Below are 12,616 nucleotides of genomic sequence, written 5' to 3'. Positions count from 1 at the left end.
TAAAGGCAGAGTGCGAAGCGGACGCTTCGTTTGCATACGTATTCAAAAAATGCCGTTATTGCGATGCAGCAGGGCGGAAAATGGCTTGTTCGCCTGGCGGGAACTTGCCCCCTGCTGTCGCTGTCGGTGCACGAAAAACCGCGGCACCATCCGCTTTCCAGCGAAACTCCGCCACGACGGGCCCGGCGGGGTGCGTCAGCGCGTGCGAGCACGCGGCCATGAGGTTTTTGTCAAAGGTGCACAAAAAAACCGGGGTATGAATACGTATGCAGAGGCGTTTTCGCCCTTTCTTGCAGTCCTACCATGGCCGCCACGCGACGGAGCCCTCCGAGTACTCGGCTTGCGCTGGCGCGTAGCCCGCAACGGTCTGTGGGGACTGTTGCGGCAACTACAAAACCAAATGAAGTGCAAACCCGTGGGAGGGGAAGACGGTGGAACTGAAACGTAATGTGCTGGCCCTGGCGCTGGCTTCCGGCCTTTGTTTTACGGCCGGCATTCACGCGATGCCGACGGATACGGGCGCAAGCGTGGCCGGCACTGCCGCCACCAACGGCGCAACTAGCGACCAGGCCGCACCTGCACCGCAGGGCGACCAGAACGCCAAGAAAGACGAGAAGACCAAGGAAACGCAGGATCAGCAGCTCACCAAGAGCCTGTCGACCATCACCGTGACTGGCTACAACCAGGGCATGGAGAAGTCGATCGACTACCAGCGTTACGCCGACACCATCCAGAACGTCATCACCGCAGCCGACATCGGCGGCCTGCCGGACCAGTCCATTGCCGACGCGCTGACGCGCCTGCCGGGCGTGTCGGCTGAGCGCATCGCCGGCCAGGCTTCGCAGATCAACATCCGCGGCCTCTCGGGCAACTTCATCCAGACCACGCTCAATGGTCGCGAGCAGCCCTCCACCAGCGGCAGCAACTACATCCAGTTTGACCAGTACCCGTCCGAGCTGATCAACATGGCCACGGTGTACAAGTCCTCGCAGGCGTCGCTGGTCACCGGCGGCGTGGGCGGCACCATCGCGATGGAGACGGCCAACCCGCTCAACGCGCCGAAGGAACAGAACCTCAACGTCGACGCGCGCGGCAGCTACAACAGCCAGGCGAACGACGTGGCGGGTGCCCCTTCCACCGGTTACCGCCTGAGCGCTGCGTGGCAGGGCAAGTTCCTCAACGACACCCTGGGCGTGGGCCTGGGCGTGGCACAGATGTACCAGCCGCACGTGGCCGAGCAGTTCGTGGGCGAGGCTTCGGACGGCAACCTGGTCACGCTGCCCAGCGGCCAGCACACCTACCTGACCCAGGGCCTGCAGCTGCAGCAGAACGGCGGTACGGAGCGCCGCACCGGCGAGATGGCCACCGTGGTGTGGAAGGCCACCGACGAACTGCAGTTCGGCGCCGACGCGTTCTACTCCAAGTTCAAGGACCGCTCGTTCGGCTACGGCTTCCGTACGCAGAACATCTACGGCAACCAGAACCTGATCTCCAACGCCGTGCTCGGCCCGAACGGCACCATGACGGGCGGCACGGTCACCAGCCCGGGCGCCAACAACTTCTCCAACGAGACCACTGCCGACAACTACACGACGAACACCAGCGTGTTCTCCGGCGGCCTCAACATGAAGTGGAACCACGACCAGTGGCACGTCAACACTGACCTGTCGCTGTCGCGCTCGACCAGCAACGAGATCAACGTCGATACCACGGCCGATCCGTACAACGGTCTTGGCACGGCCACGCCGTCGCTGATGGCGCAGTCGACCACCTATCAGCTGGCGGGTCGCAGCCTCGGTACGGTGTCGTTCGCCAACCCGGGCATGTACACCAACCTCAACGACATGGGCCTGTCGCGTTACGGCGTGTACCCCTACATCTATCACGACAAGATGAAGGCGTTCCGCACCGACGTGAAGTACGACCTGCCCAATAGCCAGTGGTTCTCGGCGCTGGAAGCGGGCGTGTATGTCAACAACCATACGTACAACGCCGACCGCGAGGTCTACGTCTACGGTTCGGAATGGGGCACCGACCCTACGGCCGGTCTCCCGCTGACCATTCCGGCCAACGCCGCCAGCGTGCGTTGCTGGAAGGGTGATTTCGCCGGCTACCCGTGCTTCCTGCAGCTGAACGGCCCGGCCATCCTCGCCGCACACGGCATCACCGCCAACCCGGTGAAGGACATCCACAACAACAGCTGGTCGGAAATCCAGAGCGGTTCGGTCAATGAGCAGACCCGCGACCTGTACTTCCAGGCCGATATCGATGCGCAGAACGTGTTCGGCCACGAGCTGACCGGCAACATCGGCGTGCGTTACTCGCACCAGAAGCAGTACAGCGATGGTCTGCAGCAGGTGGGCAACGGTGCCGGCGTGCCGATCACCGACGGCAACGGCTACACCAGCTATGACTACGCGCCGCTGCACGTCGGCAAGACCTACTCCGACTGGCTGCCGTCGCTGAACCTGGTGTACCACCTCACCGACGACGACCAGATGCGCTTCTCGGCCGCCAAGGTGCTGGCGCGTCCGCCGATCAACAAGATGCTGGCGGGTTCCGGTTCGTGGGTGTCGGGCGCCGGTCCGCTCGCTCAGTACAACGTGTGGGGCGGTACCAGTCCGCTGCTCGATCCGCTGCGCGCGTTCCAGTGGGATCTGGGCTACGAGCACTACTTCGACGATCAGTCGGGCATGGTCAGCGCCGGTGTGTTCTACAAGCACATCGACTCGTTCGTGCAGGACGTGAGCTACAACGGCTACAACTTCGCGGCCGCAGGCATCCCGGTACCGACCAACCCGGCCACCGGTCAGCCCTATCTCGACGGCCAGTACCAGACCTCGTACAACGCCACGGGCGGTAGCGTGAAGGGCCTGGAGCTGTCGGCGGCCAAGAACCACTTCTTCCCGGGCATCTGGGAAGGCCTGGGCGTGCAGGCGAACTTCGCACTGACCACCAGCAACGTGCGTGACCCGAACAATCTGGGCGGCGCAACCGCGAACCTCAGCCTGCCGGGCCTGTCCAAGCGCGTGGCCAGCATGGCGGTGTTCTACGACTACGGTCCGTTCTCGGCACGCGTGTCGGGCAACTACCGCTCGAAGTTCGCTTCCGATACGCAGATGTCGGTGAACAACCAGATGGTCACCTTCGCTGCCGAAACGGTCTACGACTTCCAGGCCTCGTACGCGATCAACAGCCAGTGGCGCGCCGTGGTGCAGGTGCTGAACCTCAGCAACCAGCCCACCCGCACCTACTTCGGCTCCGACCCGTCGCAGACCGGCACGATCCAGTACTTCGGTCGTACCACCTACCTCGGCGTCGAGTTCAAGCTGTAAGCCACGATCGCGCCGGCCTCCGCAAAGGGGCCGGCGCGATGCTTTTTGGGGCCGTGCCGCGTCAGGCGGCATGGCGTACACATCCCTAGGCCCGGCGTGGCGGTTTCCGGTCCGATGCGATGGTTGCGTTCCGGTGTACCGTTCCGTCGATGGCCCACGGCTTTAGATGGAGCTTTGCATGTCCCGGAATCGCCTGTTCAGTTCTCTCGCGCTCGCTTTCTCCCTCGCCCTCGGCACGGGGATGACGCCGGCCAGCGCGGCCGACACCCCGGCGACACCCGCCGCGAACGTCCAGCCTTCGGGCGTCTATTACGAAATCTTCGTGCGCGCCTGGTACGACACCAACGGCGACGGCATCGGCGACCTCAACGGCGTCACCGCCAAGCTCGATTACCTCAAGCAGCTGGGCATCAGCGGCATCTGGCTGATGCCGATCAACAGCTCGCCGAGCTACCACGGCTACGACATCACCGATTACTACGGCATCAACCCGCAGTACGGCACCACGGCCGACCTGGAACACCTGGTGGCCGAAGCGCACAAGCGCGGCATCGCGGTGACCATGGACATGGTGATCAACCACACCAGCAACGAGCATCCGTGGTTCGTCGCGGCGCAGAATCCCGGCGACACGCATCGCGACTGGTACACCTGGACCTCCAAGAAGCCGGACCTCAACGCCATGAGCGCCACGGACACGCCGATCTGGCATGCCGGCAGCGACGGCTGGTACATCGGCGACTTCGGTGGCCACATGCCCGACCTCAACTACGACAACCCGGCGGTGCGCGCCGAGATGATCAAGGTCGGCCAGTACTGGCTGGGCGAGGGCGTGGACGGCTTCCGCCTGGATGCCGCCAAGCACATTTACGTCGACTTCAAATCAGACGTGCACAGCGCCAAGGCGCTGGAGAAGAACGTCCAGTGGTGGACGGAATACCACGATGCGCTCGCCAAGACGAACCCGAAGGTGACCCTGGTGGGTGAAGTCAGCGCGAACTCGCCCAAGGAGCTGGCCCCTTACCTCAAGCCGCTGGGTTCGATCTTCGACTTCCCGCTGGCGGAACAGCTGATCGTCAGCGCCAAGGGGGAGAAGGCCGGCAAGCTCGACCAGCTGCTCAAGGACACCTACGACGCATACAAGATTGCCGGAGATAGTCCGCACATTGATTCCACGTTCCTGTCCAACCACGACCAGGAACGCGTGATGAGCCGCCTCCATGGCAACCTCGACCATATGCGCATGGCGGCGGCCATGCTGCTGACGCTGCCGGGTCGGCCGTACATCTATTACGGCGAAGAGCTGGGCATGGAAGGCAAGAAGCCCGATGAAAATCTGCGCGAGCCGATGCGTTGGACGCGCGAAGCAGGTACGGGTGAGTCCCGCTGGAAACCCTCCAGCGTGAACCAGGGTGCGGCGGTTTCCGTGCAGGCGGAGCAGGACGATCCCAACTCGCTCTACAACGCCTACCGTACCCTGATCGGCTGGCGCGCGCAGAACAGCGCCTTGCGCGACGGCGACCTGACCGTGCTGGCCACCGGCAAGCCGAACTTGGTGGCGTACTGGCGCAACGACGGCAAGCAGAAGCTGCTGGTGGTGCATAACCTTTCCGGCAAGGACGCCGTGTGGAAACCTAAGGCGGACCTGCTGCCCAAGGACGCCACTGTGCTGCTGACCACCAAGCCACAAGCCACCCTGGCCAGTGGCAACCTCAAGCTGCCTGCCTACAGCACCGTGGTGTTGCACTGATGCGCGCGCGCCTGCTCGTGCTGGCGCTGCTTGCCGCCATGACCGCCACGCCGGTGGTCATGGCGCGCAACGATGCCAGCGCCGATCGCATGGAACTGGTGCTGCCCAAGGGCAAGCTGGAACTGCGCCTGCTGGCGCCGGGCATCGTCCAGCTGCGTGCGGACGGCACGCGCGAACCGGCCACGCCGGTGATCGACGAGCAGGTCAGTTTCGATCCGGTCGAGGTGACGCGGGAAACGCAAGGCGACGAGCAGATCCTGCGCTCCGCGGCATTGGCCGTGCGCTGGAACCCGCGTCGCACGGAGCTGCGCGTGGAGGACGCCACCGGTCGCCTGCTGCTCAGTGCGGACCTGTCGCGCGCGCTGGATGGCCGTTGGTCGTTGCGCCATGCCAAGGGCGACCCGCAGTACGGCATTGGCGGGCTCAACGCCTTCGATGCCGACACCGGCAACCTATTGCGCGAGGGCAAGCAGATCGCGACGGCGGGCCGCCAAGGCCATACCGGTGCGCCGTTCGTGTGGAGCACCGCTGGCTACGGCGTGCTTGCGGATGCGGAGCCGGCGCGCTTCGACTTGTCCGCCACCGACATCCGCATCCGGGCCAAGGCAGCCCCCGTGCGCACGATCTACCTGCTGGTGGGCGCGCCCGATGCACTGTTCGCGCAGGTGCGCCAGCTCAGCGGCGCGGCGCCGATGTTTCCCAAGTGGGCGATGGGCTTTACCAACAGCCAGTGGGGCATCGACCAGAAAGAAGCGCTGGAACTGGTCGACACCTATCGAGCCAGGCACATCCCCATCGACAACTTCACCTTCGACTTCGACTGGAAGGCCTGGGGCGAGGACATGGGCGAGTTCCGCTGGAACAGCGACAAGTTCCCGGATGGTCCCGACGGCAAGCTCAAGGCGCAGATGGACCAGCGCGGCGTGCACATGACCGGCATCATGAAGCCGCGCCTGCATGTGGACACCGTGGAAGGGCGTGAAGCCACCGCGCGCGGCTACTGGCTGGCGCAGTCGAAGGAAGCGCCCGACTACTTCTCGCACAAACCGGTGCGTGACGTGGACTTCGACAAGCCGGAGGTGCGCGCGTGGTTCTTCAACGATGCGCTGAAGCACTCCTTCGAGACCGGCATCGTGGGCTGGTGGAATGACGAAGCCGATGACAGCGGCGTCGACAGCCAGTTCCTCAACATGCAGCGCGCGATGTACGACGGCCAGCGCGCTGTCAGCGACCAGCGCGTTTGGTCGGTCAACCGCAATTTCTATCTTGGCGCGCAACGCTACGCTTACGGCGTGTGGTCGGGCGACATCCAGAGCGGCTTCGCCAGCATGGCGGCGCAGCGTCAGCGCATGCTCGCCGCGTTCGACGTGGGCGCGATGCACTGGGGTATGGACGGCGGCGGCTTCAAGGCGCCACGCCCCACCGACGAGAACTACGCGCGCTGGATCCAGTTCGGCGCGTTTACGCCGGTGTTCCGCGTGCATGGCGATTTCGGACAGAAGCGCCAGCCGTGGGTCTACGGCCCCGTCGCGGAAAAGGCCGCCACCGACGCCATCCGCCTGCGCTACTCGCTGATTCCATACATCTACAGCTACGAGCACCACGCGCATGCCGACGGCGTGGGGTTGGTGCGCCCTCTACAGTTTGCCTATCCGCAGGACCCGGCCCAGCGCGACCGCGTCGATGCCTGGATGTTTGGCGACTACCTGCTGGTGTCGCCCATCGTGGAACAAGGTCAGGCCACCAAGCACCTGCAGCTGCCGCATGGCCGTTGGATCAACTGGTTCGATGGCAAGACCTACGAAGGCGATCGCGAGGTCACCCTGGACGTGGACTCGGCGAACTGGAGCGATATCCCGCTGTTCGTGCGCGAGGGCGCCATCATCCCGCAGCAGCCGGTGATGGATTATGTGGGCCAGCAGCCGGTGACGTCGCTGGACGTGCAGGTGTTTCCGTCCGATGGCGAAACGCGCTTCGACGTCTATGACGACGACGGCGAAACCTACGGCTACGAGAAGGGTGCCTACTTCCTGCAGACATTGTCGGTGCGGCGCGAGGGCAACGTGGTCAGCTTCCGCACGACGGCACCGGCAGGCAGCTTCAAGCCCGCGTTGCGCACCTATGTGCTGGCCATCCACGGCCATGCCGCAGGTGAGGTGAGCAACGATGGCAAGGCAATGCCGATGGCCGCCAGCCTGGATGCGTTGCGTGCATCGGATGGCCAAGGCTGGGCACGCGGCAGCGATCGGTTTGGCGAGGTGACCTACGTGAAGATCGATGCGGGCAAGGCCATGAGCATCCAGCTGTCCACGCCGGCGGTGAAGTCGTGAGCGGCGCGCTGACGCGTCGCACGCGCGTCGCGCTTGCCTGTGCGGCGTGGCTGGTGGCAGGTCTTGTGCAGGCCGAGGCGATCACCGCGCAGGGCGCGGTGAGCTGGCACGGCAAGCTCGCCAGCATGGGCACACAGGCCGATGGCAGTTTCGTGCTGCATGCGCCAGCGGGGGATCGCGTCATTCCGGCGCAGAAGCTGTCCGTGCACACAGCCAGCCCGTTGTTCGATGGCCTTTTCGCGATGGCGCAGGACGATCTTGGCCATGATGCCGTGGCCGCCATCCGTGACGGTGCCTACGACCAAGGGCAATCCATACCGTGCGTGTGCTATGCCACCGGCGAGAAATGGCCGTACGTGTGGACGCGCGACGTGTCGTACTCCATCGACCTGGCGTTGTGGCGTGTCGATGCCGACCGCGCGCGCCAGTCGCTGCGCTTCAAGCTGTCGGATGTGCGCGAGCCGTCGGCACCGCAGGGCCTGTACGTGATGCAGGACACCGGCTCGGGCGGCAGCTGGCCGATCAGCACCGATCGCGTGGTGTGGTTCCTCGGTGCGCGCCACCTGCTGGACGACCGGGCTTTTGCCGACGACACCTGGCACGCCTTGCAGGACACGCTGGCGCAGGATCGTCTTTACGTGTTCGATCCGGCGCTGGGCTTGTATCGCGGCGAGACCTCCTTCCTCGACTGGCGCGAACAGACCTATCCCGCATGGACCGAGAAGGACGTGCGCTTCATCGGCGAGTCTTTCGCCCTGTCCACCAACGTGCTGCATTACCAGGCCCTGCAGCTGGCGGCGCAGCTCGCGGAGCGGAAGCACGATGCGTCCGCGACGGAGTACCTTGCCCAGGCCAACGCCCTCAAGCAGGCGATCAACGCGCACTTCTGGCGCGCCGACCGCGGCATGTACATGAGCTACATCGGTCCGGCGGCCATGCCGGTGGACAGTTACGATCTGCTTGGCATCGCGTTGGCGGTGACCAGTGGCGTGGCCGATCCGGCGAGGGCGAAACAGACGCTGGCGAACTATCCCGCATGGCCGGCCGGAAGCCCGGTGATCTGGCCCGAGCGCAAGGACCAGCCCGTCTATCACAACCGTGCCATCTGGCCGTTCGTGAGTGCGTATTCGCTGCGCGCCGCACGCGTGGTGGACGATGCCCCGCGCATCGCGCACGAGATGGATTCCATCCTGCGCGGCGCCGCCCTGGCGTCCTCCAACATGGAAAACTACGAACTGGTCTCGCAGGCGGTGCACGTCGACGAAGGCAAGCTGAGCGGGCCGGTGGTGAATTCGCCGCGCCAGCTCTGGTCGGTGGCGGGTTACCTCGACATGGTGATCAACGGCGTGTTCGGCCTTGGCGACGACGGCTGGATCGAGCCGAAACTGCCCGTGTCCTGGCTGGCACCGCTGTTCGGCGACGGCCAGAAGATCACGCTGGAGCTGCGTGGCCAGCGCATCACGCTGCTGCGCCCGGCCAAGGCCGATGGCGACCTGCTGGTTGCACAGTCGCAGCGCCAGCAGGACGGGGAAACCATCGTCCAGCTGAAGGCGATCCGTTCGGGCGCGAAACCCTTGCGCATCGATGCGCCGCTGTTCGGTCCCGACATGCCTGACGCACCCACCGTGACGGATACGCCGAAAGGTTGGCGGGTGGATGTCGACGGCTTGGCCATGTTGTATCTGGACGGCCGTCGCATCGGCCCGATCCATGGCAGCCTCACGGTGCCCAAGGGCACCACGCGTCAGTGCTTCCAGCTCACGCGCGTTGGCGACGATGGCCTGGAATCCTTGCCTGGCCTGCCGACGTGCAAGGGCGAGGAGACACGTCTTAGCGGGCCGGGTCCGTGGGAATGGAAGGCGGCCAAGGGCGGCAGCTTCACTGTCTCGTTCGACTACGCGAACAACCATGGCCCGATCAACACGGGCATCACCGCGGCGGTGAAGATGATGGACGTGTCCTGCGATGGTGCAGCGCCGCAGCATGTTCCGGTCGTGATGCCGCATAGTGTGGGAACGCAGCGTTCCGCCACTGCCACGTTCAAGGCCCAGGCGGGCGTGGCCTGCCGTTTCCGTCTCGACCAGGGGTTCAACATGAGTGACCTGCGCCACAACGCGCATTACACCGGCGAACAAGGTGGGGCCAGTGGCCCGGTGAATGACGCGGCCGTGGAAGCGATGTTTGTCTCGCCGGCACCGCAGGGAACCGTCGCGCCATGACGCGCAAGCCCGAGCTGTCGTTCTGGCAGATCTGGAACATGTGCTTCGGTTTCCTGGGCATCCAGTTCGGCTTCGCCCTGCAGAACGCGAACGTCAGCCGCATCTTCCAGACGCTGGGCGCGGATGTCGGCGACATTCCGGCGCTGTGGATCGCGGCCCCGTTCTCCGGCCTGCTGGTGCAGCCGGTCATCGGCTACCTCTCCGATCGCACGTGGACGCGGCTGGGCCGGCGCCGGCCGTACTTCCTGATCGGCGCGGTGCTGACCACGCTGGCCTTGCTGTGCATGCCCAACTCGCCGGTGCTGTGGGTGGCGGCGGGACTGCTGTGGATCATGGACGCCTCCATCAACATTTCGATGGAGCCGTTTCGTGCCTTCGTCGGCGACCAGCTGCCGCCGCGACAGCGGCCGGTGGGCTATGCGATGCAGAGCTTCTTCATCGGCCTGGGTTCGGTGGTGGCGTCGCTGCTGCCGTGGTTGCTCGCCAAGCTGGGTGTGAGCAACGTGGCGGGCGAGGGTGCCATTCCCGACACGGTGAAGTACGCGTTCTATCTCGGCGGCGTGGTGTTGCTGGGTTCCGTGCTGTGGACGGTGCTCACCACGCGTGAGTACCCGCCGGCCGAACTGGAGGCGTTCAGTGACAGTCCGGTGGAAGCGGAGCCGGTGGATGCGTCGCGGGCCTGGCGCTTCGGTGTGGTGCTGGTGGTCGCGGGGCTGGCCTTGCTGGTGGTCATCCGTCATTACGCGCTGGAGAAGGAGCTGTACCTGCTCGGCGGCGGCCTGGTGCTGTTCGGCGCACTGTTCTCCTGGCTCTCGGCCACGCGTACGCGGGGCATGCTCCGGCAGGTGATGGGTGACCTCTACGGCATGCCGGAAACCATGCGGCGGCTGGCCGTGGTGCAGTTCTTCTCGTGGTTCGCCCTGTTCGCGCTGTGGATCTACACCACGGCCGCGGTGACCTCGGTGCAATACGGCACCACCGACACCCATTCGGCCATCTACAACGAAGGCGCCAACTGGGTGGGCGTGCTGTTCGCCGCCTACAACGGTTTTGCGGCCATCGCCGCGGCGGCCATTCCCTGGATGGTGCGTCGCTGGGGCCTGCGCCTCAGTCATCTCGCCAACTGCTGGCTGGGCGGCGCGGGGCTGTTGTCGTTCCTGGTGATCCGTGACCCGCAGTGGCTGCTGGTGTCGATGGTCGGCGTGGGCTTCGCGTGGGCCTCGATCCTGTCGCTGCCGTACGCGCTGCTGTCGGACAACCTGCCGGCCTCGAAGATGGGCGTCTATATGGGCATCTTCAATTTCTTCATCGTCATCCCCCAGCTGATGGCCGCCAGCGTGCTGGGCCTGCTGCTGCGCCTGTTCTTCCATGGGCAGCCGATCTGGGCACTGGCGATGGGTGGGGCGAGCCTGGTGGTTGCGGGGCTGTGCACGTTGCGGGTGGCGGAGCCGTCGGCGCAGTTGACGGCTGCCGAGGCGCGGTAGTGTCGCCCTTTGTGGGAGCGCACCCTGTGCGCGACCGCGGAGCGGAGGGTCGCCTCTTCGATGGGGCGTCGCGCACAGGGTGCGCTCCCACAAAAGCGGCGGAAATCAGCGGGGCTTGAGGCTCGATTTCCGCACGATCAGCTTCGCCGGCAGCATCGCGCTTTCCGCCGGCTCGCCGCGGATCAGCGCGAGCAGGTTGTCGACCAGGATCTCGCCCGCGAGCTTCGTGTCCTGCAGCACCGTGGTCAGCGGCGGGTTGACGAAGCTGGCCACCGGGATGTCGTCGAAGCCGGCCAGCGCCACATCGTCCGGCACCTTGAGGCCGTGGTCAGCCAGGGAGCGCATGGCGCCGATGGCGATCAGGTCGCTGGCGGCGAACACGGCGTCGAACGCCACGCCTCGTGCCAGCAGGGTTTCCATGGCCTGGTAGCCGGACTGCTCGGTACTCTCGGCGTTCACCTGCAGCAGCGATTCGGCATCCATGCCGGCATCGCTCAGCGCACGCGAATAGCCGCGGTAGCGGTCGAAGAATTCGGGATAGTGACTGGAGGCGTCGCCGAGGAAGGCGACGCGCTGGCAACCCTGTTCCAGCAGGTGCGTGGTGACCTCGCGGCCGCCGCTGATGTTGTCGCAGCCCACCGAGACATCCGGCTGATCCGGCAGCACGGCGCCCCAGCGCACGCAGCGGGTACCCTGGTCCACCAGCTTCTGCAGCTTGTCGCGCGTGGCGAGGTAGTCGCCGTAGCCGAGCAGAATGATGCCGTCGGCCTTCTTGCTGTCCGCGTAGTCCGCATGCCAGTCGCGCGAGAACTGCTGGAACGAGATCAGCAGGTCGTAGCCGCGCTGGGCGCTGGCGCGCGTAATCGAGCCCAGCATGGAGAGGAAGAACGGGTTGATGTGCGATTCGTCGGCCGTCGGGTCCTCGAACAGCAGCAGGGCGAGGGTGCCGGTGTGGCGGGCGCGCAGGCTGGAGGCGTTCTTGTCGACCTTGTAGTTCAGCTCGTCCACCGCCGCCTGGATGCGCCGACGGGTTTCTTCATTCACCAGCGGGCTGCCGCGCAGCGCACGCGACACCGTCGACTGGGAGACCCCAGCCAGGTGGGCGATATCGAACGAAGTGACTTTTCCCTTGATCTGCACGCAGCAATGACCCTCGGAGCCGGCCGTGCTCCCTATGGCCAGATGATTGGTTCGCGCAAATCCTAGCGGCTTGAGTGCTCGCTGTCCTTTCCTGCGGCGACGCGGCCCACGAGCCGGAAAAGAAAAGGCCCCGAGGATTAGGGGGGAATCCTCGGGGCCGGGGTGGCAGCGAAACCCAGGGGAGAGGTTCGCTGACCGGTTGGGCCCGTCCAGGGAGGTGGCGGGCCCGTGGATGCCGTTGCGTGCATCCGATGATTAAGAACGCGGCAGGCGGCAAAAGTTGCACTCGCCAGGTCAGTTTTGGTCAGGGGCTGTTCATTTGACGAAAATCGAACATTTCAGGCGGGGCGACGCCTTC

The 12,616-nt window shown here is 65.2% G+C and carries 6 protein-coding genes; 5 read left to right on the top strand and 1 reads right to left on the bottom strand.

Annotated elements, in window-relative coordinates:
* The first annotated feature begins 431 nt into the window (after positions 1–431).
* The 5 genes from HY57_RS00420 (at position 432) to HY57_RS00400 (ending at position 11,118) form a co-directional block, all read left to right on the top strand.
* A complete protein-coding gene (locus HY57_RS00420) occupies positions 432–3,335 on the top strand; it encodes a TonB-dependent receptor (RefSeq protein WP_050997948.1) in 2,904 nt (967 codons plus the stop codon).
* Between the two features lie 178 nt (positions 3,336–3,513).
* On the top strand, positions 3,514–5,085 hold the full coding sequence (locus HY57_RS00415) for an alpha-amylase family glycosyl hydrolase (RefSeq protein ID WP_026034080.1): 1,572 nt from the start codon (positions 3,514–3,516) through the stop codon (positions 5,083–5,085).
* A complete protein-coding gene (locus HY57_RS00410) occupies positions 5,085–7,415 on the top strand; it encodes a TIM-barrel domain-containing protein (RefSeq protein ID WP_019466148.1) in 2,331 nt (776 codons plus the stop codon). The genes HY57_RS00415 and HY57_RS00410 overlap by 1 nt, the downstream gene beginning before the upstream one ends.
* On the top strand, positions 7,412–9,634 hold the full coding sequence (locus HY57_RS00405) for a hypothetical protein (protein WP_019466149.1): 2,223 nt from the start codon (positions 7,412–7,414) through the stop codon (positions 9,632–9,634). The genes HY57_RS00410 and HY57_RS00405 overlap by 4 nt, the downstream gene beginning before the upstream one ends.
* Positions 9,631–11,118 carry an MFS transporter gene (locus HY57_RS00400; protein ID WP_019466150.1) on the top strand — a complete coding sequence of 496 codons (1,488 nt, stop codon included), beginning with the start codon at positions 9,631–9,633 and terminating at the stop codon, positions 11,116–11,118. Before HY57_RS00405 ends, HY57_RS00400 begins: the two co-directional genes overlap by 4 nt.
* A 105-nt stretch (positions 11,119–11,223) precedes the next feature.
* Here HY57_RS00400 and HY57_RS00395 read toward each other — a convergent pair whose 3' ends face one another.
* On the bottom strand, positions 11,224–12,252 hold the full coding sequence (locus HY57_RS00395) for a LacI family DNA-binding transcriptional regulator (RefSeq protein ID WP_026034082.1): 1,029 nt from the start codon (positions 12,250–12,252) through the stop codon (positions 11,224–11,226).
* Positions 12,253–12,616 lie beyond the last annotated feature (364 nt).

Source organism: Dyella japonica A8 (assembly GCF_000725385.1).
GTDB lineage: Bacteria > Pseudomonadota > Gammaproteobacteria > Xanthomonadales > Rhodanobacteraceae > Dyella > Dyella japonica_C.
This window is presented reverse-complemented; position numbering and strand designations above follow the sequence as displayed.